Here is a 23,461-nt window from a genome sequence, read left to right as displayed (position 1 = left end):
GCCGCTCGGAGCCTCGTGGATGCCGGGACCGCGCGATGAACGCGCCCAGCGGGACGACCGCTCCACACCATCCGCGCGGTGATCACTCCGGACAGGCTTGGCCACCTCGGCCCAGTCGCCGAGGGCCCGCCCGTCGGCGGCCTCGCTGACAGACAGCGGGCAATCAGGGGGACGCCGCTCAGGCAGCCGTCTCCCGCGCGGTCAGTTCCCGCTCCGGACCGCCGCCCGCCACCGGCACCCCGGAACCCTTCGTCGGCACCGCGAACAACGACAAGCGCGTCGACCGCCGCGCTGACGGACAGCGAGCAATCAGGCGGACGCCGCTCAGGCAGCCGTCTCCCGCGCGGTCAGTTCCCGCTCCGGACCACCGCCCGCCACCGGCACCGCGGAACCCTTCGTGGGGGCCGAGGACTGTGCGATGAACGCGCCCAGCAGGACGACCGCTCCGCCGACGATCTGGGGTGCGGAGAGGTGTTCGCCGAGCAGGATCCAGGCCAGGACGGTCGCGATGACCGCTTCGAGGCAGGCGACGACGCCCGCGACCTGTGGGGAGAGGCGGCGGACGGAGAGCACTCCGGTGACGTACGCCAGGACCGTGGCGACCAGCACGATCCAGGCGAGCAGTGCGGCGGCCGGGACGAGGGTGCCGTTCATGTCGGCGTCGCCCTTGAGGATCGACCAGTCCATGGACCAGGGGCGGGCCACGGCGGTCAGCACCAGGGCGCCGACGAGCAGGCCGTAGGCGATCACACCGAGCGGGTCGGGGGCCTCGGCGCCGGCTTCGGTGCCCTGGTCGGACAGGACGAAGTAGCCGACCTGGCAGCAGGCGGCGCCGAGCGCGAGCAGCAGTCCCACGGCGTCGAAGCTCAGGCCCGCCCACACCTCGACGACACAGGCGAGGCCACCGGCCGCGAGGACCACGCCGAGCGCGGCGGCGCGGGTGACCGGACGCCGCTGCACGAACCGCACCCAGCCGAGGACGAGGGCGGGTGCGAGGTACTCCACGAGCAGGGCGACCCCGACCGGTATACGGGAAATCGCGGCGAAGTAGCAGGCCTGGACACCGGCGACGGCGAGCAGTCCGAAACCCAGGAGCAGCGCGGGGCGACGGCGTACGAGCGCGCGATGCCGTACGGCGAGGGGCAGCATCACCAGCGCCGCGCCGGCCACCCTCAGCCACACCACGTGCAGCGGGTCGAGCCCGGCCTCGATCAGCGGCTTGGCCGCGACACCGGACCCCCCGAAGGCCAACGCGGACCCGAGCGCCAGGCCGAGCCCGACACCCTTCCCGCCTCCCACCGCACTGCTCTCAGACGTATGCACGGCACCATGATGACAGGCGACGACATGAGCGTCACCCCGGTTGACTCCTGTCTCAGCGCGCGGACGGCTCCGTGGCGGGCGGGGGTGCGGTGCTCTCGATCCAGACCAGCACCTCGGGCGACTCGATGCCCGCCCGGCGGAGGACCTCGACGGCGCGGGACTCGGGGTCCGCGACGATCGCGGCGAGGAGGTCGATGCCGCAGGCCAGCTCGTCGCCGCGGAGTGCGGCGCGCTCGCAGGCGTACTCCAGGGCGCCCGCGGCCAGCGGCGACCAGCCCTCGGCGGCGGTGATCACGGGGATCGCGCCGGAGTCCTCGACCGTGCCCTGCCAGCGCAGGCCGTAGCCGATGCTGCGCTGCACGAGGTAGCCGAGCAGTCGGGCGATCTGCGGGCCGTCACCGAACACGGCACGTGCCTCGGGGTCCGATTCAAGGAGGCTGTGCAGCAGATGGGCCGTGTCGATCTGGCGGTCCCCGTCCCTCAGGGCCCGGCGGCGCGCGCCGGCGACCACCGCCGCCAGCTCCGCGCTGAGTCTGGCATCGTTGTCCGCGCGGTGGATTCCCTGCTCGTGGGTCGACTGCCTGGGGATACGGGGTTGCACACTCCCACCCCATCAGTCCCCCGCGTCGAGGGCATCCCCGGAGGGAAGCATTTCGGCGTCCCACACAAAGTGGACTCTGGGCGACGCAATCTCCTCCTTACGGATGAGATCACGCTCCTCGCCCCTGAGAGGCGCGCGCCTGACCAGCGTGCGCCCCATCCGCAACCGCACCGCATCCGGCGTACGTCTTTCGCGGACATGGAGAGCAGGTGCTGGCTGGTGGCTCTGCCGGCGGTCGACGGCAGACAGTACGTGTACCGGGTGTACGCCCCGGAGGACGCGCTGCTCGCCGATCTGTTCTGGGACGCCTGGCACTGCCACGACGAGAGCGCCCACCCGCGCGCGTGGGACCTGTTCGACGCGGCGGTGATACGGCGGGTGAGCTGAACCCAGGCGGGCAGACGGACGTGCACAATTCCTGACGGTTCATCAGTATTGAATGTTCGGCGCTCTGCGGCTACGTTCCGCGACACCGTAGCCCGATACGAAGAGGTGGTCGCATGGCCGAAATCAGCGCGGAGGCACGCATCGAGGCCCCGGCCGAGAAGGTGTGGGCACAACTCACGAACTGGCCCGCGTACGGCGAGTGGAACGCGACCCACACCAACTTCCCCAAGGGCGGCCCGGAAACTCTCGAAGTGGGCGGGACCTTCCAGGAGAACATGAAGCTGATGGGCTTCCCGGCGGAGGTCGAGTGGACCATCGAGGAAGTGGAACCGGCCCGCGTGCTGGCCATCCGCGGCAAGGGCCCGATGGCCGTGAACGTCGCCACGCGCTACACCCTCACCCCCGACGGCGACGCCACGACGGTCCGTATCGACGGCGAGTTCACGGGGGCGGCGGTGTCGTTGATGGCGGGCAAGCTGAAGGACTCGGGGACGGCCGCACTGAACGAATCGCTGCGCAAACTGGGTGGGCTGGTGGCCTGAGGAAGGCACCGGGACACCGCAGGAACGGGAACGCGCACAGGGAAGGCGCCCCACGGAGGTTCCGCGGGGCGCCTTGGCCTTGCGCCTCATCCGGCCCCGAGGACATCAGTCCTCGTCGGCCAGGATCAGGTACAGCTTCTTGCGGGCGTCGTTGATGACGGTCAGCGCCTTCTCGCGCTGCTCCTTGCTGCCGGTCTTCCAGACCTGGCCGAAGGCCTCCATCAGGCCGAAGCCGGCCTGGCGGATCTCACTGAGGGCCTCCCAGTCGACACCGCGGGAAGCCTCTTCCCAGGGAGCGTCCGGGCCCTCTTCGGCCGCGGTGCGGCCGGCGTCGGTGAGCGCGAACAGCTTCTTACCGCCCTCCGACTCACTGGCGATCAGGCCCTCGTCCTCCAGCAGCTGCAGGGTGGGGTAGACCGAGCCGGGGCTCGGCTTCCACGCGCCGCCACTGCGCTCGGCGATCTCCTGGATCATCTCGTAGCCGTGCATCGGCCGGTCCTTGAGGAGCGCGAGGATCGACGCGCGTACGTCGCCGCGCCGCGCCCTCCCCCTCGGGCCGCCGCGCCCTCGTCCGCCCCAGGGGCCGGGACCGAAGCCCGGGCCGAAGCCGGGTCCACCGGGACCGCCCGGGCCACCTGGCCCGAAGGGCCCGAAAGCCGCACGCCGCCCGTCGGGGCCACCCCGGCCGCGCCGGGGGCCGTCCTGTCCATGTCCACGCTCGTATCCGTGGGTACGCATCGCAATCACTCCATTCCATCGTTGATCTGTCGCGATGCGTCAACGATATATCGGAACTGTTCGGATGGCAATCCCCTGCCGTATAACCAGTGGCTGTCGTCCCCGTCGATCTGGTCTGCTTCCGGCGTTTGGCACTGGACCAGCGGAAGAGCCTGCGAGAGATGACCATGCACGTTGACCAAGTGGACGTGTCCACCGACATCGTCGCGACCTTGATCCAGGAACAGTTCCCTCAGTGGAGCGGCAGGGCGATCCACCGCCTGTCGTCGACCGGGACGGTCAACGCCATCTTCCGCATCGGGGACGACCTGGCTGCTCGTTTCCTCCTGCGTCCGGCCGAGGCCGCCGACGCGCTGGCGGTTCTGGAACGGGAAGCCCGGGCGAGCGCGGAACTGGCGCGGGTGTCCCGGTTCCCCGTCCCGGAACCCGTCGCCCTGGGAAAGCCCGGATCGGGTTACCCCATGCCGTGGTCGGTCCAGACATGGCTGCCGGGAACGGTCGCCTCCGACGCCGACCCCAGTGGGTCGGACGCTTTCGCCGAGGACCTCGCGGCCTTCATCGCGGCACTGAGGGCCGCCGAGACACGGGGACGGCTGTTCAACGGCGACAATCGCGGCGGCGTTCTCACTCACCACGACGACTGGATGGCAAGGTGCTTCGAGGAGAGTGAGGGGCTGCTCGACGTGCCCCGCCTGCGCCAAGTGTGGGGCCACTTCCGGGAGTTGCCCCGCACGGATGCCGACGTGATGAGCCACGGTGACTTGATTCCCGGCAATGTACTGGTCGCGGGAGACCGACTCAGCGGCGTACTCGACACCGGCGGCTTCGGCCCGGCCGACCCCGCGCTGGACCTGGTCGGTGCCTGGCACCTGTTGCGGTCAGGCCCGCGGGAAGTGCTCCGGCGGACACTGGCCTGCGACGATCTGGAGTGGGAGCGCGGCAAGGCATGGGCGTTCGAACAGGCGATGGGTGTCGTCTGGTATTACGTCGACAGCAATCCGGTGATGAGCGCAATGGGGCGCCGGACACTGGACCGCATTCTGGAGTCGATGCACCGCTGACGGCGAGCAACTGCCCTGCCTCCGCACCGATTTCACTCGCACCCGTCCCCCTGAGAACGCGCTGAAACCGCGTTGAATCGCGCGTCGGCGACTCTCTGCCGCATGACGACAACAGCCCGGACAGGGACAGCGGCGCGAGAGGGGATCACCATGAACGGCCTGCGACCGATCCGCCGGCACGCGGCGGCCTTCGGGCGCTTCGCCGGGCTGGGCAGCGGGATCACGCTGGTGGCCTCGGCGGCCCTGGTCCCGCTGGCGCAGTGGATGCCGTGGATGGCGGCGAACGCGCTGACCACCGTCGCTTCTACCGTGGTCGCCACCGAGTTGCACGCCCGCGTCTCCTTCGGCCACGGACGGCCGGGCCTGGCGGGGCACTTGAAGAGCGCGGCCACCATCGCCCTCGGCTGGCTGGTCACCTCCGGCGCGGTCGGCGCGCTGGCCGCGCTCCGCCCCGGCGCCGGACTCGTCCCGCAACAGACGGTGTATCTGTCGGCCACCGCGCTCGTCGGCATCGGCCGCTATCTCGTACTGCGTCTGGCCGTGTTCACGGAACGCGCCCCGCGGGCGCGGGCCAGCGGCGACGTCCGGCTGCGCGAGGGCCACCGGCACCATCACCGCTCAGAGCCAAGGGAGTTGCTGCCCACAGGGGCCATCGCGGGCCTAGAGTCGCCCGTGTGACCGACCCCTCCTACCTCTCCGCGATCCGGGAGTCGTACGACACCGTCGCCGCCGCCTATGTCCAACTGGTCAAGACCCCGGCCGAGTTGGACCCGCTGTCCCGCGCGATGCTGGCCGCGTTCGCCGAGACCGTGCGCGCGGCCGGCCTCGGACCGGTGGCGGACCTGGGCTGCGGGCCGGGCAGATTCACCGCGCATCTGGCGGAGTTGGGGGTGCCCGCCTTCGGCATCGACCTCTCCCCGCGGATGGTCGAACAGGCCCGCCGCGCCTACCCGGGTCTGACCTTCGCCGTCGGCTCGATGACCGCCCCGGTGATCGAGGACGACGAACTGGGCGGCATCCTCGCCTTTTACTCGACCCATCACACGCCCCCGGATCAACTGCCCGTCGTGTTCGCCCAGTTTCACCGCACACTCGCACCCGGCGGCCTGCTGATGCTGGCCGGCCACGTGGGCGACGGCCAACTCCTGCGCCCGATAGAGGCGTACGGCGGCCACCCCGTGTCCTACGAGTCCCACCTGCTCACTCCGGATCGGATCGCCGGGCTGCTGGAAGAGGCCGGACTCACCCTCACCGCCCGGCTGGTCCTGGAGCCCGCCGAGGGAGCGAAGCGGACGCACGCCACGTTCCTGGCCCGGAAACCGGGACGCCCTTCGCCGTCGTAGCGAGGAGATACACGCGGACCGTGTCGCGGAAATCGGTCCACCGCCCGCGAATTGGCCTTGTTCCGCCGCGTCCGAGAGCGTCTAGCGTCGACGTCATGCGGATCCGAATCGTCGATGCCTTCACCGACCGTCCCTTCGCCGGCAACCCGGCCGGGGTGCTGCTCCTGGACGCCTTCCCGGCGGACGAGCGGTTGCAGAAGATCGCGCTGGAGGTCAATCACGCCGAGACGGCGTTCGCCCACCGGCTGCCCGCGGGCGGGGACGCCGACTGGGCGTTGCGGTGGTTCACACCGGCCACCGAGGTCGCGATGTGCGGACACGCGACCCTCGCCACGGCCCATGTGCTGCACACCACCGGCGCCCACGAGGGACCCGTGCGCTTCGCCACGCTCAGTGGTGTTCTCATCGCCAGGCCGGCCCCGGACGGGTCCATCACCCTCGACTTCCCGACCGCTCCGCTCACGCCCGTGGGGATCCCGGACGGTATCGCCGGGGCCCTGGGTGCCGAGCCGCTCACCGCGTTCGACACCGGCCCGAACATCGGCGACCTCGTGGTCGAACTCGCCGACGAGAAGACCGTCGTAGGACTGGCACCCGACCACAAGTCCCTCGCCGCGCACTCCGCGCGCGGCATCATCGCCACCGCACGGGCCGAAGACCCCACCCGGGGCTACGACTTCGTCTCGCGCTGTTTCTTCCCGAACGTCGGGATCGACGAGGATCCGGTCACCGGCAGCGCGCACACGGCACTGGCTCCCTACTGGTCCGAGCGCCTCGGCCGTACCGTCCTCACCGGGCTGCAGGCCTCGCCGCGCTCGGGGCGCGTCCGTACCGAACTGCGCGGTGACCGGACCCTGTTGAGCGGGCGGGCGGTCACGGTGATCGACGGCGAGCTGCTGGCCTGAGGCCGCTCACGCGGTCGGCAGCCAGCCCACCTTTCCGGCCAGCAGCGCGTAGCCGACGAACGCCCCGATGTCGAGCAGGGAATGCGCCACCACCAGGGGGCCCACCCGGCCCCAGCGCCGGTACAGGTAGACGAAGACCACGCCCATCACCATGTTGCCGACGAAGCCGCCGATGCCCTGGTAGAGGTGGTAGCTGCCGCGCAGTACGGAACTGGCCACCAGCGCGGTGCCCGGCGTCCAGCCCAACTGGCCGAGGCGGCGCAGGAGATACCCCACCACGATCACCTCTTCGAGGATCGCGTTCTGCATCGCGGAGAGGATCAGGACCGGGTACTTCCACCAGACGTCGGGCAGCGCCTCGGGCACCACCGTGAGGTTGAAGCCGAGGCCGCGGGCGGCCAGGTAGAAGGCGATTCCGGTGCTGCCGATCACCGCCGCGATCGCCGCGCCGCGGCCCAGGTCGGGCCAGGGCCGGGTGCGGTCGAAGCCGATCGTGCGCAGGCTCTCGCCCTCCCTCAGCAGGAAGTGCGCGACGAGTGCGACGGGGACGAGGGCCGACGCGATCCCGAACAATTGCCAGGCGAGATCGAGCCACGGACGGCCCGGCGCGGCCGAGGCGTTGAGGGTGGCCGCCTGGTCCTTGAGACCTCCCGGTTTGGTGACCGATCCGACAAAGCTGATCAGGGCGGACACTCCACTCGCACCGAGCGAAACCCCCAGAACGAGCAGCGCCTCGGACCGGAGAATCCGCCGCGTGGGCCGCTCCAGCGGAAAAGTTTCGGCCACCTGCCCTGCCTCCACCTGCACACCTGCCTTCAGTTCGGAAATCCCGCCTCATGCCCATCTTCGCCCCGCTAGGGTCTCGAAAGAACATACGAAGATCGTGCGCGACAGGCCGTTGGGAGGGCACCACCGTCATGGGACGTCACAGCTTGCCCGATCAGTACGGGGCGGGCGGCAGCGACCCCCGTCCCCGCGCGCGCCGCCGCACGGTGGCCATCGCCACGGTTCTGGTGCTGACCGTCGCCGGCGGTACCGCGGTGGCGGCGCAGAGCGGTCTGCTGTCCTTCGGTTCCTCCTGCCGGAAGGACGCGGTACGGCTGAAACTCGCCGCCTCCCCCGACATGGCACCCGCCCTGCGCGCGGCGGCCGGACAGGCCCGGGACGAGGCGATCACCTCCGACGGGCAGTGCCTGAACGTCTCGGTGACCGCCGAGGAGTCGTACAAGTTCGCGGACAGCCTCAAGGCGGGCAAGCACCCGGACGTGCAGGTGTGGGTGCCCGACTCGGAGTTGTGGGTGACCCACGTCTCGTCGGCCGCCGACAGCGATGCGACGGAGGTGACCCCCGCGGGCAACGTGGCCTCCACGCCGGTCGGGGTGGCGATGGTCCCGGCCGCCGCGAAGTCGCTGGGGTGGCCGAAGAAGACGTACACCTGGCTGGACCTGGCCGGTGCCACCCTGCAGGACGACTCGCTGCGGCTGGGCGCGGCCGATCCGGCGCGCAGCGCGACCGGGCTGCTGGCGCTCACCGAGCTGAGCACGGCCGCCGCCAAGGTCAAGGACGGGGCCACCCAGGCTGCGGCGACGATGAAGACGCTGTCGCAGCGGATCTCGGACACCGACAGCCAGGTCCTGGACACCCTCCCGCGCGACTCCTCGGGCACCGAGCAGGGTAATCCGAAGCGCAACCAGGCACTGGTCCTCAGCGAGCAGTCGGCGTTCGCGTACAACGCGTCGGCCGACGGCGACGAGCGGCTCGACCTGTTCTATCCGAAGGACGGCTCGCCCAGGCTGGACTATCCGTACAACCTGGTCGACCAGGAGCGGCTGACCACGGACCAGAGCCGGGCCGCGATCCGGTTCCTGACCTATCTGACCCAGCCCGCGCAGCAGAAGCTGATGGTGAAGTACGGCTTCCGCACCGATGACGAGGACGCGCCGAAGGCGGTGGTCGCCAAGGCGGGCGGTATCAGTCCGCAGCCGTACGCGGCCCCGGCGCCCGAGCCCGCCTCCGACGCTGCGCTCCAGGAGGCGCTGGGCACCTGGACGATCACGGTGCAGAGCGCGCGGATCACCACGGTCGTCGACGCGTCCGCCTCGATGTCGGAAGCGGTGCCGGGGACCGGGCAGTCGCGGATGGACGTCACCAAGGCGTCGCTGCTCCAGGCGCTGGCCACCTTCACGCCCGAGGACGAGATCGGGCTGTGGGAGTTCTCCACGAAGCTCGACGGCGACAAGGACTACCGCGTCCTGGTGCCGACCGAGCGGCTCGGCGACCGCACAAGCGACGGCACCCAACGCGACCGGCTCTCGGCGGCGTTCGGCGGTCTGAAGCCGGTGCCGAACGGCGCGACGGGGCTCTACGACACCACACTCGCCGCGTACAAAGCGGCCACGTCCTCTTACGCGAAGGGGAAGTTCAACGCGCTGGTCATTCTGACCGACGGGGTCAACCAGGACCCGGGGAGCATCTCGCGGACCACGCTCCTCAAGCAGTTGCGGCAACTCGCCAGCCCCGAGCGGCCGGTGCCGCTGATCATGATCGCGGTGGGTCCGGACGCCGACAAGGAGGAGGCCCGGCAGATCGCCGAGGCGACCGGCGGTTCGGGCCACGAGGTGAGCGACCCGACTCAGATCCAGTCGGTGATCCTCCAGGCCATCGTGGCGGCCGGCGCGTCGGGCGCCTCCGCCAACGCGGGCTGAACCGCGCTCGGTTCACCCCAGCGGCACCGGCTCCGGTAGGCCCACCGGCCAGGTGTGGACGGGTTCCCCGAGGTGCATCAACTCGCTGTAGCGGCGGGTCGTGGCGGCCAGCGCGGCCTCCCTGCCGAGGCCCTGTTCGAGGGCGCGGTGGAAGGTGGCGGACTGCCAGGTCGAGCCGTTGGCCCGGCGTCGGCAGCGCTCGTCGATCACGCCCAAGTACAGGTCCCGGTCGGCGGGTTCGACCCCCCACGCGTCCAGGCCGGCCTCTGCGAGCGGCAGGAGTTCGTCGCGTACGAGGGCCACCGCGTCGATCTCCGTGGTGCCGCCGAGCCGTCCGCGCCGGGGCCAGACGAAGCGGGCGTCGATGCCGTGGCGGCATGCGGCGTCGAAGTTGGCGGCGGCCGCCTCGAAGGGCAGCCGGGTCCACACCGGGCGCGACTCCTCGGCGAGGGCGCGGACCACGCCGTAGTAGAACGCGGTGTTGGCGATGACGTCGGTGACGGTGGGGCCCGCGGGCAGGACGCGGTTCTCCACGCGCAGGTGCGGGACGCCGTCGGCGATGCCGTAGACGGGGCGGTTCCAGCGGTACACCGTGCCGTTGTGCAGGACGAGTTCGGCGAGGGTGGGGATGCCGCCCTTGTCGAGCACGTCGAGGGGCTCCTCCTCGTCGTGGACGGGGAGCAGGGGCGGGAAGTAGCGCAGGTTCTCCTCGAAGAGGTCGTACGCCGACGTGACCCAGCGTTCGCCGAACCAGGTGCGGGGGCGGACGCCCTGGGCCTGGAGTTCGGGCGGGCGGGTGTCGGTGGCCTGCTGGAACAGCGGCGGGCGGGACTCGTGCCACAGCTCACGGCCGAACAGGAAGGGCGAGTTGGCGCCCACGGCGATCTGGGCGGCGGCGACGGCCTGGGCCGCGTTCCACACGTCGGCGAAGCGGTCCGGGGTGACCTGGAGGTGCAACTGCACGGAGGTGCAGGCGGCTTCGGGCGCGATGGAGCCGGAGGTGCAGAGGAGGTGCTCGACGCCTTCGATGTCGAGGACGAAATCCTCGCCGCGGGCGGCCACGATCTGGTCGTTGAGCAGGGTGTAGCGGTCGACCGCGGAGAGATTCGAGGAGACCAGGTCGTCCCGGTCGAGCGTCGGCAGAATGCCGATCATCACTATTCCGGCGTCGACCTCGCCCGCTTTCCGATGGGCATATGCCAGTGACGTACGGATCTCCTCGGCGAGCCGGTCGAATACCCGGCCTTCCAATCGGTGTGGGGCAATGTTGACTTCCAGATTGAACATGGCGAGTTCTGTTTGGAAATCTCGGCTCGCGATGCGTTCGAGAACCTGTCCATTCAACATTTTCGGCAGGCCGTCGGAGCCGGCGAGGTTCAGTTCGATCTCCAGCCCCATGAGGTTCTTGGGGCGGTCGAACCGCTTCTCGGCCAGCAGCCGCTCCAGTCCCGTCAGGCACCGCCGCAGCTTGGCGCGGTAACGCTGGCGGTCGGCCAGCTCGAACGGCCCCGCCACCACCTTCTCGCCCATCGAAGCGTCACCTCCTCGTCCCGGGTCAGGAAGGATGATGCCCAGACCTGGCGATCGATAACGTCCCGGAGCGGCGCGGAGCCCGCTACTCTGGTCGGACGTGACCCGCGGCACATTCACGAGGCATGCGGCAACTTGCGGTTCCGCGCCAATGAAGACCTCGTGAAAAACGCCGACGAGAATGGGCCGACCGCAGCGGCGGCATATCCCGAGGTCATCGACCCGGGTTCGGCCCAAAATCGGGATGATTCCCGCGAATCACTGGCCGAATAGTCCCTTGTTGTTCATACGGGAAACGGTTAGACGAAACACCGTCTGAACACGCGTCGTATAAACTCCGCGAACAAGTCAGAAGGCTGGCGCCCACCGTCCTGGTCCTGCCGTCGAGGTGACGTGCGGCAGGCCCCACCCATGTTCACAGCACCCCGCGGCCCCCGCCTCCTTGACCCCGAGAGCAGACAGCGCCGTCCGCCCCCGTCCCGCCCTCGCGCCACCGTGCCTGTCGAATGAGAGGCGACCCACCATGCCGCTGCATGTCCCCCCGGCTCCCGCGCCCGCCCTGCGCTCCGTTCTCACGGCACTCGGTTCCCCCACCGCCGTCCGCGAGGCCCGAACACCGTCCCTGCGCGCGGCCCAGGGACCGGCAACGCCCGAACTCCCGCTGCCCGTACATGTGTTGGACCGCGTCACCGCGGAAGGGGCAGCCGTCACCCGGCTGGCCGGGTGGCGTTTCCTGATCCGCTGCGGCGACCGCGCGGTCGCCGCGGCCGAGACGATGCTGACCCCCGACGGCTGGGCGTTCTCGCACTTCTTCGAGGGCCCGTACATCACCTCCACCGAGCTGGCGCTGCGCCAGGCCGAGAACATGAAGGGCGCCTACCAGCCGCGCCTTCTCTCGGTACCCGGCCTCTACATGCTCACGCTCTGGCTGCACGGCGACCTCACCGCGGACGGCGCCGAGGGTCACCCCGAGGCGACCGATCTGCTGGTTCCGCTGGCCCCGGCACCGCCCGGCATCGCGGCCCACCGCCCGCACCGGGTCGCCGACTTGCTGCCGGTGCTGACCCATCGGGTGACCCCGGCGCCACTACTCGGTTCACCCGCCTGACTTCACTCCGCAGTCACCCTCGTACCCCGCCGCCGAATTCCCGGTAGCGGGGTACGATCGCGTTTCCGGCCCTATTACGCTCGACATGCTCGTACGAGCAGCAAAAAGCTCGTACGAGCTGGGGAATTGGGATGAACCGTCCGCGCGGGTGAAGCGTCACTAACCTGTGAGAAGCGGTGCTGCTAAATCCCTGCGGATTGACGCCCGTGGGGCAACACTGGGTTCGGAGTGACTCAACACCACGGGGGACGGACATGACCACGACAGAGCGAGAGATCCCACCCATGTGCAAGCACCAGCCACCGTGTCCCACAGCCGAATCCGCCGACCGGGAATCCGCCCGCCTCATGGCGCACCACCCGGAACAGGGCTGGAGCCTGCTGTGCAACGGCGTTCTCCTGTTCGAGGACACCGGTGAGCTACTGCCCGACGGCCAGATCATCGCCCCGCACCGCCAGGTGATGACGGCCGCCTGAGCAATTCACGAACATGAGGGGCCGGCCGCACATACTTCGGTGCGCACCGGCCCCGACGCATATCCGGGGCCGATCACTCCCCGTAGCCGGTCGCTATCCGAGTGCCTCCCGGAGTGCGAAATAGGCGGGCTTGGGCGCGAACTGCTCGTCCCACGGAAGAGCCGCTCCCTCTCCGGGGAAGAACGCCGGAATCCACGAATACTTGTCCGTGTAGTCCCACACGGTCACGCCCACGCACCGGCGCACCGCGAGGCATGCCTCGGTCAGGTCCCGGTACCAGGTGGCCTGCTCGGCCAACTTGGCATCGGTCGCCGGGAGTTGCATCCGGACGTCGACCTCGGTGAGCGCGGTGTCGAGGCCGAGGCGGGAGAAGCGGCGGAGGTTGTCCTCCAGGGTCGTCGGAAAGCCGTACTGGAGCGCCAGGTGGGCCTGGAGACCGATGCCGTCGAGCGGCACGTGCTGGGCCTTCAACTCCTTGGCCAGGGCGTAATAGGCGTCGCTCTTGGGGCCGGTGGCCTCGATGTTGTAGTCGTTGAGGTAGAGCTTGGCGTGCGGATCGGCCTGGTGGGCCCAGCGCAGCGCGTCGGCGATGTAGCCGGGGCCGAGCGTCCGGTACCAGATGGTGTCGCGGTAGGTGCCGTCCTCGTTGAAGGCCTCGTTGACGACGTCCCAGGAGTAGACCTTGCCGCGGTAGTGCCGCACCTCGGTGGTGATGTGCTTCTTCAGTACGGCCCTGAGCTGGTCGGCCGTCCAGGTGCCGGAGGTGAGCCAGTCGGGCAACTGGCTGTGCCAGACCAGGGTGTGGGCGCGGACCCGCTGGTGGTTGGCGCGGGCGAGGTTCACGATCTGGTCGCCGTTGGTCCAGTCGAAGACGCCCTGCTGGGGCTCGGTGGCGTACCACTTCATGCCGTTGCCGGGGGTGATCATGTCGAACTCGCTGCCGAGGATCTTCGTGTACGCGGTGTCGGTCAGCTCGGGGTTGTCGGTGGCGCTGCCGAAGTAACGGCCGTGGCGCTCGGCGAGTTGGGCGAGGGTGGAGGGCTTCTCGTGGGCCTGGGCGGGCGGCCCGGTGGCGATGCCCGCGGCCATGAGGACTGCGGCGAGGGCGCCCGCGAGTCTGAGTCTGTTTCTGCTGATGGGCATGGTGCGACTCCTTTTCATAGGTGGGTGGTTCGTCGTCCGGCGCCCGTCATCCCTTGGTGGCGCCGGCGGTGAGGCCGCCGACGAGCTGGCGCTCGGCAACCGAGTAGAAGGCGAGGGCCGGGATCATCGCCAGCACGAGATAGGCGAAGACGCGGGCCGTGTCGGAGGAGTACTGCCCCTGGAACTGCTGGACACCGATGGGGATCGTCCACCACTTGGGATCGGTGAACACCAGCAGCGGAAGCAGGAAGTTGTTCCAGCTCGCGACCACGGCCAGCACCGACACCGTGCCGAGCGCGGGCCGGGCCATCGGCAGCAGCACCCGCCAGAAGAAGCCGAGCGGACCGCAGCCGTCGAGCGTGGCCGCCTCCTCCAACTCGGCCGGGATCTCCCGGAAGAAGCCGCGCAGGATGACGATGGTCATCGGCAGCCCGAACGCTGCCTGCGGGAGGATCACGCCCAGCGGGTTGTCCAGCAGGTCCAGGGAGCGCAGCAGCAGGAACAACGGCAGCGCGGCCACCGCGAACGGGAACATCAGCCCCATCGTGAACAGCGTGAACAGCAACTCCCGCCCCCGGAAGGCGAATCGGGCGAAGGAGAACGCGGCGAGCGCGGACACCGCGACCACCAGGACCGTCGTCGCCACCGCGATCAGCGTGCTGTTGCCGGCGAGCCGCCAGAAGGAGCCCGAGCCGAGGATGCCGGTGTAGTTGGAGACGACCCACGGGTGGGGCGGCCCGATCGGGTTGCCGGAGAGCTGACTTGTCGACTTGAAGCCGGAGACGACCGCGTACACCAGCGGTACGGCCATCACCACGCCGACGACGACCAGGACCGCGTGCAGCGAAACCGTGGTGCGCGTACGGGACTTCACGCGCCGCCTCCCCGCATGGTGGTGGTCGCGCCCGCCAGGTCGCGGCGGAGCACGAACCGCTGGTAGACGAGGGCGAAGACGAGGCTGATGCCGAACATGGCCACGCTGATCGCGCCGGCGTAGCCGACCTGGTAGCGCTTGAAGCCGTACTGGAACATCGAGATGGCCATGGTCTCGGAGTGGTGGTCGGGGCCTCCGGCGGTGATCACCCAGACCAGGTCGAAGAGTTGGATGGACCCGATGACGGACAGGAAGGCGCTGATCCGGAGCGTCGGCGCGAGCAGCGGCAGGGTGACCCCTCGGAAGCGCTGCCAGGGGCCTGCGCCGTCGACGATCGCGGCCTCGGTCAACTCGGCGGGGATCGCCTGGAGTCCGGCGAGGTAGAGCATCATGTGGAAGCCGAAGTACTTCCACGTCATGACCAGGAAGAGGGTCGCCATCACGGTGGACGGATCGGCGAACCACTTGCCGCCGAGCGCGTCCAGGCCCACGGTGCCCAGGACATGGTCGGCGAGGCCGTCGTCCGGCGCGAAGATCATGCTGAAGAGCACACCGGTGACGACCTCGGACAGGACGTACGGGGCGAAGAACAGCATCCGGTAGACGGGCCGGCCGCGCAGCCGCTGGTTGAGCAGGACCGCCATGGCGAGCGCGAACGGCAGTTGGAGCGCCAGCGACAGTACGACCAGCAGCGCGCAGCGCCACAAGTCGCCCAGGAACACCGGGTCCTGGAAGAGCCGGGTGAAGTTGTCGGTGCCCGTGTAGTCGGAGGGCATCCCGAAGCCGCCCCAGCGGAACAGGGACGCGTAGACCGCGAAGAGGATCGGGAGGAGGACCAGCAGACCGAACAGGGCGAGGGCGGGGAGCTGGAAGGCGATGGCGGTGAGCCAGTTGAGGACGCGGCGCCTTCCCCGGCCGGGGGCGGGTGCGGTGATCGGCGACGCGCGGGGCGCGCGGGACCGCTCTTCGGGGAGGTAGGTAGAGGTCATCTTCTCGGCCTACTGCTCCTCCTTCGCGGTCTGTGTGATCGACGCGGCGACCTGCTTCGGTGACTTGGAACCGGCGATGAGCGCGGCCACGCTGTCGTTGACCTCCTGGCCGACGGCGGGGGCGTAGGCCTGGTCGAGGTAGAGCTGGAATCCGGTGGCGCTCTTCAACTGCTCTTGTACGGCTTTGAGGTTGGGGTCGGTCAGCGCGTCCTCGGCGGCCGTGACCACGGGGATCACCCCGGTCTTGGTGACGAGTTGCCGGTCGGTGGCCGCCGAGGCGAAGAACTTCAGGAAGTCGACGGCCGCCTGCGGTGCACCCTTGCGCAGGGCCAGGCCACCGCCTCCGCCGAACACCTCGGTGAGCGCGCCCTTGCCGCCCTCGACGGTCGGGAACGGGAAGAAGCCCAGGTCGGAACCGATGCCCTTGCCCGCGCTCTTCTGCGTGAGGGGCGCCCACTGGCCCATAAGCTCCATCGCGGCCTTGCCGTTGCCCACGGCGGCCGCCTCGCCGGTCGGCGTGGAGTAGGCGGCGCCGAGGAACCCCTTCTGGAACGGCTGGAGTTGGACCAGATCCTTGAGGTGCTGCCCGGCCGCGACGAACCCGGCGCCGGTGAAGTCCTTGCTGTCGGCGGCCTGTTGGAGGGCGTCGAGGCCGGCGGTGCGCATCGCGAGGTAGGCCCAGTAGTACATGCCGGGCCACTTCTCCTTGCCCGCCAGGCCGATGGGGGTGATCCCGGCGGACTTCAGCTTCCGTACGGCGTCGAGGAACCCGCTCCAGGCGGTGGGGGGTTGGGGAATGCCGGCCCGCTCGAAGAGTGCCTTGTTGTACCAGAAGCCGACCATCCCCATGTCGTCCGGGATGCCGTAGACCTTTCCGTCGAGGAGGTACGCCTGCTTCGCGACCGGCAGGAGCGTGCCCGACCAGGACTTGGTGCTGTCGGTGAGGTCCTCGACGAGTCCGGCGTCCGCCTGCTGCTTCAGGACGCCGCCGCCCCAGGTGTGGAAGACGTCCGGGAGCTTCCCCGAGGCGGTGAGGGCGGTCATCTTGGATTTGTACGACTCGTTCTCCAGCGTGACGATCTTGATCTTGACGCCGGTGTGCTGTGCCTCGAACTGCCGGGCCAGTCCGGCCCAGATGCCTTTCGCGGGTTCGGTGGTGTTGATGTGCCACCACTCCAGGGTGGTCGTCCCCGAGGCCCCTCCGTCCGAGCCTCCTCCGCAGCCGCCGAGTGCCGTCATACCCAGACCGGCAGCGGCGGAGGTGGCCAGGAAACGTCTGCGGGACAGTGCCGACTCGCCCATGGTGCGCTCCTTGGGGTGAAGGTCGAAACTTTCGGAGTCAATCCAGAAAGCTGCGCTGCTGCCGTACCCTAGAGACACCTGTCAAACGGTGGCAATCCCCTGTACCTCGCGAATATCTCGTCAACCACCTTCACCTTCAGCACTCCTGACGCACTGTCGGCTCGTATTCGAACCAGTCGAAGGCCACACTTCCCTCGGTGACGTACATGCCGATCACCCGGCCGGTGAAGCCCCCGGCGACCTCGGTGGAGAGATAGCGGCCGTCCAACTGGGCCAGTTCCACGGCGCCTTGGGGTCCCGTCACGGAGAAGGTGAGGGTGTCGGGGCCACGTGTGGGGACGTCCGCCGTGCTGATGTCGACGGCGAGGGTGAGCGGGCCGGGCGGCACCGGTGCCTCCGCCACCCGCTGCCGTACCGGGCCGATCTCCGCGACCACGCTCACCACTCCCCCGGCGACCTCGATGTCGTAGTGGTGGGCCTCGTCCATGCGGACGGAGAGTCCGGAGCGCCCGGAGCCGGGGTCGATCCGGGCCGCCGCCCGGCAGTCGGGGTGCTGCTGCCGCCGGCCGAGGAAGGCGGGGCCCTCCGTCGCGTGCAGGGTGAGCCAGCCCGGCCGCTCGGTCAGCGACCAGTCGGCGTCCGGCCTGCGGCGCGGGGAGATCCAGGAGAAGGCGAGGGCCGGGGCGTCGAAGTCGTCGCGCATGGGCGGGAGTTGGTGAGGTTGCCAGGTCTCCGGGGCCGGGTGCTGTTCCTGCACCGGACCGACCCGTGGCCAGCCGTCCACCCACTCCACCGGGGTCAGGAACGTCTCACGGCCCAGCACATGGAAACCCGGGAACCAGCCGCGGGGCCGGGTGCCGAGCAGCACCATCCACCAGGTGCCGTCGGGGGCGGTGACGAGGTCGGCGTGGCCGGTGCTCTGGATGGGCCGGTCGGTGCCGCTGTGGGAGAGGATCGGGTTGGCGGGGGCCGGTTCGTAGGGGCCGCGCGGGGAGCGGGCGCGGGCGATCGAGACGCTGTGGCCGTGCGCGGTGCCGCCCTCCGCCAGCATCAGGTACCACCAGTCGCCGACCCGGTAGAGGTGCGGGGCCTCCGGGTGCTGGAGTCCGGTGCCGGACCACACCGGGAGCGGACCCTCCAGGACCTTGCCGGTCGCCGTGTCGATGCGGGCGACCTTCACCCCGGCGACCGCGCACCAACAGGAGCCGTCCTCGTCCCAGGCCAGGTCGGGGTCGATGCCGGGCACGTCGACGACCACGGGGTCCGACCAGGGGCCCTCGGGCCGGTCGGCGGTGACCAGGAAGGTGCCCTTGCCTCGCACATCGGTGGTGATCAGGTGGAAGCGGCCGTCGTGGTGGCGGAGGGTCGGGGCGTAGATGCCGGCCGACGCGGGGGTGTCGTCCGGCAGGTCCAACTGGCTCGGCCGGTCGAGTACGTTGCCGATCTGGCGCCAGTGCACCAGGTCCCGGCTGTGGAAGAGCGGGACCCCGGGGAAGTACTCGAAGCTGGAGCACGCGAGGTAGTAGTCCTCGCCGACCCGGCACACGCTGGGGTCGGGATGGAACCCGCCGATGACCGGGTTGTCGTACGTCCGCATCCGTGTCGGCCCTCCGTCCGGTCCGATCGAATGTTTCGGACCGCTCGACGAACATTACGGAGCGGGACTGTAGGTGGATCCTTCGAGTGGGGCAAGGTCGGACGCATGTCATCCTTCGAAGCGGTAGCCCATACGGGGCTCGGTGATCAGATAGCGGGGGCTGGACGGGGCCCCCTCCAACTTCCGGCGCAACTGGGCCATGTAGACCCGGAGATAGTTGGTCGACGCGGCGGACGGCGGCCCGTAGCCGGGCCAGGAGTTCGTCCATGCTGAAGGGCTTGGTGATGTAGTCGTCGGCGCCCGCGTCGAGGGCGGCGACCGTACGAGCTGCGGGTCGTCCTCCACCACCAGCACCCGTGTCATGGGGGTGCGCCTTTCGTGTGGTCCCTGCCCATCGCGTAACGCCATCAGCTCTTGGTCACAAGGGACTTGAGCGCGATGTTGAGCTCCAGCACGTTCACCGTGGGCTCGCCGATGAAGCCGAGAGTGCGGCCGTCGGTGTGGCTTTTCACCAGCTTCTCGACCTGCGTGACGGAGAGTTGGTTCCGCTCCGCGACCCGGTGCACCTGGAGTTCGGCGTAGGCCGGGGAGATGTCCGGGTCCAGGCCGGAGCCGGAGGAGGTGACGGCGTCGGCGGGCACCTGGGAGGGCTTGACGGTGTAGCCGGGCACTGAGTTGTCCTTGACGACCGCCGCCTTGGCCTTCTCCACCTGCTGGAGCAGCACCTTGCTGTCGGCGGAGAGGTTGGTGGCACCGGAGAGGATCAACTTGTACTGGGTGTTGACCGAGTTCGTGCCCAGTCCATTGGCGGGGCGCGGCTGGAAGTAGTCGAGGCTGTAGCCCTGTTGGCCGATGAGCGAGGAACCGACAACCTTGCCCTCCGATTTGATCTCCGAGCCGTTCGCCTTGCCGGGGAAGACCGCCTGCGCGATACCGGTGACCACCAGCGGGTAGATGACACCCGTCACCAGGGTCAGCACCAGGAGCGCACGCAGGCCGGCCCACAGCAACCGGGCCGTATTGGATACCGAGTTGTTCATGATGGATCAGCCGATCCCGGGGATGAGTGAGATGAGCAGGTCGATGATCTTGATGCCGATGAAGGGGGCGATCAGCCCGCCGATGCCGTAGATCCCGAGGTTGCGGCGGAGCATCTTGTCGGCGCTGACCGGCCGGTACCGCACACCCCGCAGGGAGAGCGGCACCAGGGCGATGATGACCAGCGCGTTGAAGATGACGGCGGACAGGATCGCGGAGTCCGGCGAGGACAGCCGCATGATGTTGAGCTTGTCCAGGCCCGGGTAGACCGCCGCGAACAGCGCCGGGATGATCGCGAAGTACTTCGCGACGTCGTTGGCGATCGAGAAGGTCGTCAACGCGCCCCGGGTGATGAGGAGTTGCTTGCCGATCTCGACGATCTCGATGAGCTTGGTCGGGTTCGAGTCGAGGTCGACCATGTTGCCGGCCTCCTTCGCGGCCGACGTGCCCGTGTTCATCGCCACGCCGACGTCTGCCTGCGCGAGTGCCGGGGCGTCGTTGGTGCCGTCGCCGGTCATCGCGACCAGTTTGCCGCCGGCCTGCTCCCGCTTGATGAGCGCCATCTTGTCCTCGGGAGTGGCCTCCGCGAGGAAGTCGTCGACCCCGGCCTCGTCCGCGATCGCCTTGGCGGTCAGCGGGTTGTCACCCGTGATCATGACGGTCTTGATCCCCATGCGGCGCAGCTCGTCGAACCGCTCGCGCATGCCCGCCTTGACGACGTCCTTGAGGTGGATGACGCCCAACACCCGTGCGCCTTCGGTGTCTTCGACGGCCACCAGCAGCGGGGTGCCGCCGGCCGCGGAGATCCGTTCGGTGAGCACGCCGGCGTCCTCGGACACCTCGCCGCCCCGCTCCCGGACCCAGGCGACGACCGAACCGGCCGCGCCCTTGCGGATCCTGCGCCCGTCGACGTCCACGCCGGACATCCGGGTCTGGGCGGTGAAGGCGATCCACTCGGCGTGGGTCAACTCGCCCTGGTGGCGCTCCCGCAGACCGTACTTCTCCTTCGCCAGGACGACGATGGAGCGGCCCTCGGGCGTCTCGTCGGCCAGCGAGGAGAGCTGGGCGGCGTCGGCGAGATCGGCCTCGGCGGTGCCGGTCACCGGCACGAACTCGGCGGCCTGGCGGTTGCCCAGGGTGATGGTGCCGGTCTTGTCCAGCAGCAACGTCGACACGTCACCGGCGGCCTCAACTGCCCTGCCGGACATGGCCAGTACGTTGCGCTGCACCAGCCGGTCCATGCCCGCGATGCCGATCGCGGAGAGCAGCGCACCGATCGTGGTCGGGATGAGACAGACCAGGAGGGCCACCAGGACGACCAAGGTGAGGTGCGTGCCCGCGTAGTCCGCGAACGGCGGCAGCGTGGCGCAGGCCAGCAGGAAGACGATGGTGAGGGACGCCAACAGGATGTTCAGGGCGATCTCGTTCGGCGTCTTCTGCCGGGCGGCGCCCTCGACCAGGGCGATCATCCGGTCGATGAAGGTCTCGCCGGGCTTCGTCGTGATCTTGATGACGATGCGGTCGGAGAGGACCTTCGTGCCGCCGGTGACGGCGCTGCGGTCGCCGCCGGACTCACGGATGACGGGCGCGGACTCGCCGGTGATGGCCGACTCGTCGACGCTCGCCACACCGTCCACGACGTCACCGTCGCCGGGGATGATGTCGCCGGCCTCGCAGACGACCAGGTCACCGATGCGCAGTTCGGTGCCGGGGACCTGCTCCTCGGTGGATCCGTTGAGCCGCCTGGCCACGGTGTCGGTCTTGGCCTTTCGCAGGGTGTCGGCCTGTGCCTTGCCACGGCCCTCGGCGACCGCCTCCGCCAGGTTGGCGAAGACGACCGTCAGCCACAGCCAGACGCTGATCGCCCAGCCGAACCAGTCGCCCGGGTCCTTGAAGGAGAAGACCGTGGTGAGGACGGACCCGATCCACACCACGAACATCACGGGCGACTTGACCATCACCCGCGGGTCGAGCTTGCGGCACGCGTCGGGCAGGGACCTGATCAGTTGCTTCGGGTCGAAGAGGCCCGCGCCGACCCGTCCTTCGTCCTTGTGGCCGGTCGGCACGTCGTCGTGCGGCGCGCGGGTCGGAGTGGCTGTGGACATCGAGTCCTCTGACTTTTCTGTACGGGTAGTCATGACGCCAGCCCCTCGGCCAGCGGCCCCAGCGCCAGGGCCGGGAAGTAGGTCAGACCGGTGATGATGAGGATCGCGCCCACCAACAGGCCCACGAAGAGCGGCTTGTGGGTGCGCAGGGTGCCCGCGGTCTCCGGGACGGGCCGCTGGTCGGCCAGTGAGCCGGCCAGGGCCAACACGAACACCATCGGCAGGAAGCGGCCCAGCACCATCGCGAGCCCCGTCATGGTGTTGAACCAGTCGGTGTTCGCGTTCAGGCCGGCGAACGCCGAGCCGTTGTTGTTGGCGGCCGAGGTGAAGGCGTACAGCACCTCGGAGAAGCCGTGCGCGCCGGAGTTGAGCATCGAGTGCGGCGGGGTCGGCAGCGCCATGGAGGCGGCCGTGAAGATCAGCACCAGGACCGGAGTGATCAGGATGTAGCAGGCCGCGAGCTTCATCTCGCGGGTGCCGATCTTCTTGCCGAGGTACTCGGGCGTACGGCCGACCATGAGTCCGGCGATGAACACCGCGATGACCGCCATGATCAGCATGCCGTAGAGGCCGGAGCCGGTGCCGCCGGGCGCGATCTCGCCCAACTGCATGCCCAGCATGGTGATTCCGCCGCCGAGGCCGGTGAACGAGGAGTGGAAGGAGTCCACCGCGCCCGTCGAGGTCAGGGTGGTCGACACCGCGAAGATCGAGGAGGCGCCGACGCCGAAGCGCTGTTCCTTGCCCTCCATCGCACCGCCCGCGAGCTGGAGCGCCGGGCCGTGGTGGGCGAACTCGGTCCACATCATCAGGGCGACGAAGCCGACCCAGATGATGGCCATGGTGGCGAGGATCGCGTAGCCCTGCTTGATGGAGCCGACCATCACGCCGAAGGTGCGGGTCAGCGCGAACGGGATGACCAGGAGCAGGAAGATCTCGAAGAGGTTGGTGAACGGGGTCGGATTCTCGAAGGGGTGCGCGGAGTTGGCGTTGAAGTAGCCGCCACCGTTGGTACCGACCTCCTTGATGGCCTCCTGCGAGGCGACCGCCCCGCCGTTCCACTGCTGGTGCCCACTCATGAACTGACCGACTTCATGTATGCCGGAGAAGTTCTGGATGGCCCCGCACGCCACCAGCACGATCGCGGCGACGACGGAGAGCGGAACCAGGATGCGGATGACACCGCGCACCAAGTCGGCCCAGAAGTTGCCGAGTTCACCGGCGCGGGAGCGAGCGAAGCCCCGTACGAGAGCCACCGCGACGGCGATGCCCACGGCGGCGGAGACGAAGTTCTGTACGGCGAGGCCGGCGGTCTGTACGACGTGACCCATGGTCTGCTCGCCGTAGTACGACTGCCAGTTGGTGTTCGTCACGAACGACACGGCCGTGTTGAACGACTGCGCCGGATTCACCGAGGAGAAGCCCAGCGAGCCGGGCAGAATGCCCTGGATCCGCTGGAGCAGATAGAGGAAGAGCACACCGACCGCCGAGAAGGCGAGCACACCGCGCAGATAGGCGGGCCAGCGCATCTCGGTGTTCGGGTCGGCGCCGATGCCCTTGTAGATCCACTTCTCGACCCGCAGATGCCTGTCGGAGGAGTAGACCCTGGCCATGTAGGTGCCGAGGGGGATGTAGGCGAGGGCCAACGCGCCTATGAGGGCGAGCAGTTGGAGGACGCCGGCGAGTACGGGACCCAT

Annotated in this window: 22 protein-coding genes and 1 pseudogene; 9 read left to right on the top strand and 14 right to left on the bottom strand. The window is 69.3% G+C overall.

The window, feature by feature from the left end:
• Positions 1-324: 324 nt before the first annotated feature.
• Both ABZT04_RS12170 and ABZT04_RS12165 read right to left on the bottom strand, forming a co-directional pair.
• Positions 325-1,323, bottom strand: coding sequence for an EamA family transporter (locus ABZT04_RS12170; RefSeq protein ID WP_356055805.1), 999 nt, complete (start codon positions 1,321-1,323; stop codon positions 325-327).
• A gap of 52 nt (positions 1,324-1,375) precedes the next feature.
• Positions 1,376-1,924, bottom strand: coding sequence for a Clp protease N-terminal domain-containing protein (locus ABZT04_RS12165; protein ID WP_356055803.1), 549 nt, complete (start codon positions 1,922-1,924; stop codon positions 1,376-1,378).
• A 219-nt stretch (positions 1,925-2,143) separates the two neighbouring features.
• Between ABZT04_RS12165 and ABZT04_RS12160 the strand changes: the two genes are divergently transcribed.
• Together ABZT04_RS12160 and ABZT04_RS12155 are read left to right on the top strand one after the other, a co-directional pair.
• Positions 2,144-2,311 (top strand): hypothetical protein, encoded by a 168-nt coding sequence (locus ABZT04_RS12160; protein ID WP_106971117.1) that lies wholly within the window; start codon positions 2,144-2,146, stop codon positions 2,309-2,311.
• 113 nt (positions 2,312-2,424) lie between these two features.
• The gene (locus ABZT04_RS12155) at positions 2,425-2,853 is read left to right on the top strand and encodes an SRPBCC family protein (RefSeq protein ID WP_356055801.1); all 429 of its coding nucleotides are present in this window, start codon (positions 2,425-2,427) and stop codon (positions 2,851-2,853) included.
• 105 nt (positions 2,854-2,958) lie between these two features.
• Here ABZT04_RS12155 and ABZT04_RS12150 read toward each other — a convergent pair whose 3' ends face one another.
• A complete protein-coding gene (locus tag ABZT04_RS12150) occupies positions 2,959-3,591 on the bottom strand; it encodes a PadR family transcriptional regulator (RefSeq protein WP_356055799.1) in 633 nt (210 codons plus the stop codon).
• Between the two features lie 161 nt (positions 3,592-3,752).
• Between ABZT04_RS12150 and ABZT04_RS12145 the strand changes: the two genes are divergently transcribed.
• From ABZT04_RS12145 to ABZT04_RS12130, 4 genes are all read left to right on the top strand, one after another.
• A complete protein-coding gene (locus ABZT04_RS12145; protein ID WP_356055797.1) occupies positions 3,753-4,652 on the top strand; it encodes an aminoglycoside phosphotransferase family protein in 900 nt (299 codons plus the stop codon).
• A gap of 150 nt (positions 4,653-4,802) precedes the next feature.
• The gene (locus tag ABZT04_RS12140) at positions 4,803-5,330 is read left to right on the top strand and encodes a hypothetical protein (protein ID WP_356055795.1); all 528 of its coding nucleotides are present in this window, start codon (positions 4,803-4,805) and stop codon (positions 5,328-5,330) included.
• A complete protein-coding gene (locus ABZT04_RS12135) occupies positions 5,327-5,995 on the top strand; it encodes a methyltransferase domain-containing protein (RefSeq protein WP_356055793.1) in 669 nt (222 codons plus the stop codon). Before ABZT04_RS12140 ends, ABZT04_RS12135 begins: the two co-directional genes overlap by 4 nt.
• Before the next feature lie 95 nt (positions 5,996-6,090).
• On the top strand, positions 6,091-6,900 hold the full coding sequence (locus ABZT04_RS12130) for a PhzF family phenazine biosynthesis protein (RefSeq protein WP_356055791.1): 810 nt from the start codon (positions 6,091-6,093) through the stop codon (positions 6,898-6,900).
• Between the two features lie 6 nt (positions 6,901-6,906).
• Here ABZT04_RS12130 and ABZT04_RS12125 read toward each other — a convergent pair whose 3' ends face one another.
• Positions 6,907-7,707 carry a type II CAAX endopeptidase family protein gene (locus tag ABZT04_RS12125; protein ID WP_356055790.1) on the bottom strand — a complete coding sequence of 267 codons (801 nt, stop codon included), beginning with the start codon at positions 7,705-7,707 and terminating at the stop codon, positions 6,907-6,909.
• Positions 7,708-7,817: 110 nt separating this feature from the next.
• Between ABZT04_RS12125 and ABZT04_RS12120 the strand changes: the two genes are divergently transcribed.
• Positions 7,818-9,605: a substrate-binding and VWA domain-containing protein gene (locus ABZT04_RS12120; protein ID WP_356055788.1), complete on the top strand. Its 1,788-nt coding sequence runs from the start codon at positions 7,818-7,820 to the stop codon at positions 9,603-9,605.
• A 12-nt stretch (positions 9,606-9,617) separates the two neighbouring features.
• Here ABZT04_RS12120 and ABZT04_RS12115 read toward each other — a convergent pair whose 3' ends face one another.
• A complete protein-coding gene (locus ABZT04_RS12115) occupies positions 9,618-11,135 on the bottom strand; it encodes a glutamate-cysteine ligase family protein (protein ID WP_356055786.1) in 1,518 nt (505 codons plus the stop codon).
• A 523-nt stretch (positions 11,136-11,658) separates the two neighbouring features.
• On the opposite strand from ABZT04_RS12115, the gene ABZT04_RS12110 reads away from it, so the two are divergent.
• Both ABZT04_RS12110 and ABZT04_RS12105 read left to right on the top strand, forming a co-directional pair.
• Positions 11,659-12,243 (top strand): hypothetical protein, encoded by a 585-nt coding sequence (locus tag ABZT04_RS12110; protein WP_356055784.1) that lies wholly within the window; start codon positions 11,659-11,661, stop codon positions 12,241-12,243.
• Between the two features lie 284 nt (positions 12,244-12,527).
• Positions 12,528-12,719 (top strand): DUF5999 family protein, encoded by a 192-nt coding sequence (locus ABZT04_RS12105; protein ID WP_329245543.1) that lies wholly within the window; start codon positions 12,528-12,530, stop codon positions 12,717-12,719.
• A gap of 93 nt (positions 12,720-12,812) precedes the next feature.
• Here ABZT04_RS12105 and ABZT04_RS12100 read toward each other — a convergent pair whose 3' ends face one another.
• The 9 genes and pseudogenes from ABZT04_RS12100 to kdpA form a co-directional block, all read right to left on the bottom strand.
• Complete coding sequence (locus ABZT04_RS12100; protein ID WP_356055782.1) at positions 12,813-13,862, bottom strand: endo-1,4-beta-xylanase; 1,050 nt, start codon at positions 13,860-13,862, stop codon at positions 12,813-12,815.
• A 46-nt stretch (positions 13,863-13,908) separates the two neighbouring features.
• Positions 13,909-14,736 (bottom strand): carbohydrate ABC transporter permease, encoded by an 828-nt coding sequence (locus ABZT04_RS12095; RefSeq protein WP_356055780.1) that lies wholly within the window; start codon positions 14,734-14,736, stop codon positions 13,909-13,911.
• Complete coding sequence (locus tag ABZT04_RS12090) at positions 14,733-15,725, bottom strand: sugar ABC transporter permease (protein WP_356055778.1); 993 nt, start codon at positions 15,723-15,725, stop codon at positions 14,733-14,735. Before ABZT04_RS12090 ends, ABZT04_RS12095 begins: the two co-directional genes overlap by 4 nt.
• Positions 15,726-15,734: 9 nt before the next feature.
• Positions 15,735-17,027 (bottom strand): extracellular solute-binding protein, encoded by a 1,293-nt coding sequence (locus ABZT04_RS12085; RefSeq protein WP_356055775.1) that lies wholly within the window; start codon positions 17,025-17,027, stop codon positions 15,735-15,737.
• Between the two features lie 136 nt (positions 17,028-17,163).
• Positions 17,164-18,624 carry a glycoside hydrolase family 43 protein gene (locus tag ABZT04_RS12080; protein WP_356055772.1) on the bottom strand — a complete coding sequence of 487 codons (1,461 nt, stop codon included), beginning with the start codon at positions 18,622-18,624 and terminating at the stop codon, positions 17,164-17,166.
• Between the two features lie 108 nt (positions 18,625-18,732).
• Positions 18,733-18,943, bottom strand: a pseudogene (locus ABZT04_RS12075) (DNA-binding response regulator); the annotation flags it as partial.
• A gap of 88 nt (positions 18,944-19,031) precedes the next feature.
• Positions 19,032-19,664, bottom strand: a complete 633-nt coding sequence (locus ABZT04_RS12070) for a potassium-transporting ATPase subunit C (protein WP_356055770.1) — start codon at positions 19,662-19,664, stop codon at positions 19,032-19,034.
• Positions 19,665-19,670: 6 nt separating this feature from the next.
• Entirely contained in the window at positions 19,671-21,800 is a 2,130-nt protein-coding gene (kdpB, locus tag ABZT04_RS12065; protein WP_356055768.1) for a potassium-transporting ATPase subunit KdpB, read from the bottom strand.
• Positions 21,797-23,461: a potassium-transporting ATPase subunit KdpA gene (gene kdpA / locus ABZT04_RS12060; RefSeq protein WP_356055766.1), complete on the bottom strand. Its 1,665-nt coding sequence runs from the start codon at positions 23,459-23,461 to the stop codon at positions 21,797-21,799. Before kdpA ends, kdpB begins: the two co-directional genes overlap by 4 nt.

The organism is Streptomyces sp. NPDC005492 (assembly GCF_040605995.1).
Lineage (GTDB): Bacteria > Actinomycetota > Actinomycetes > Streptomycetales > Streptomycetaceae > Streptomyces.
This window is presented reverse-complemented; position numbering and strand designations above follow the sequence as displayed.

Coding starts and splice junctions, on each gene's coding strand:
- ABZT04_RS12140 (WP_356055795.1), top strand. CDS start 4,803: ATGAACGGCCTGCGACCGATCCGCCGGCACGCGGCGGCCTTCGGGCGC.
- ABZT04_RS12150 (WP_356055799.1), bottom strand. CDS start 3,591: ATGCGTACCCACGGATACGAGCGTGGACATGGACAGGACGGCCCCCGG.
- ABZT04_RS12090 (WP_356055778.1), bottom strand. CDS start 15,725: ATGACCTCTACCTACCTCCCCGAAGAGCGGTCCCGCGCGCCCCGCGCG.
- ABZT04_RS12100 (WP_356055782.1), bottom strand. CDS start 13,862: ATGCCCATCAGCAGAAACAGACTCAGACTCGCGGGCGCCCTCGCCGCA.
- ABZT04_RS12130 (WP_356055791.1), top strand. CDS start 6,091: ATGCGGATCCGAATCGTCGATGCCTTCACCGACCGTCCCTTCGCCGGC.
- kdpA (WP_356055766.1), bottom strand. CDS start 23,461: ATGGGTCCCGTACTCGCCGGCGTCCTCCAACTGCTCGCCCTCATAGGC.
- ABZT04_RS12085 (WP_356055775.1), bottom strand. CDS start 17,027: ATGGGCGAGTCGGCACTGTCCCGCAGACGTTTCCTGGCCACCTCCGCC.
- ABZT04_RS12105 (WP_329245543.1), top strand. CDS start 12,528: ATGTGCAAGCACCAGCCACCGTGTCCCACAGCCGAATCCGCCGACCGG.
- ABZT04_RS12115 (WP_356055786.1), bottom strand. CDS start 11,135: ATGGGCGAGAAGGTGGTGGCGGGGCCGTTCGAGCTGGCCGACCGCCAG.
- kdpB (WP_356055768.1), bottom strand. CDS start 21,800: ATGACTACCCGTACAGAAAAGTCAGAGGACTCGATGTCCACAGCCACT.
- ABZT04_RS12110 (WP_356055784.1), top strand. CDS start 11,659: ATGCCGCTGCATGTCCCCCCGGCTCCCGCGCCCGCCCTGCGCTCCGTT.
- ABZT04_RS12070 (WP_356055770.1), bottom strand. CDS start 19,664: ATGAACAACTCGGTATCCAATACGGCCCGGTTGCTGTGGGCCGGCCTG.
- ABZT04_RS12080 (WP_356055772.1), bottom strand. CDS start 18,624: ATGCGGACGTACGACAACCCGGTCATCGGCGGGTTCCATCCCGACCCC.
- ABZT04_RS12145 (WP_356055797.1), top strand. CDS start 3,753: ATGACCATGCACGTTGACCAAGTGGACGTGTCCACCGACATCGTCGCG.
- ABZT04_RS12155 (WP_356055801.1), top strand. CDS start 2,425: ATGGCCGAAATCAGCGCGGAGGCACGCATCGAGGCCCCGGCCGAGAAG.
- ABZT04_RS12120 (WP_356055788.1), top strand. CDS start 7,818: ATGGGACGTCACAGCTTGCCCGATCAGTACGGGGCGGGCGGCAGCGAC.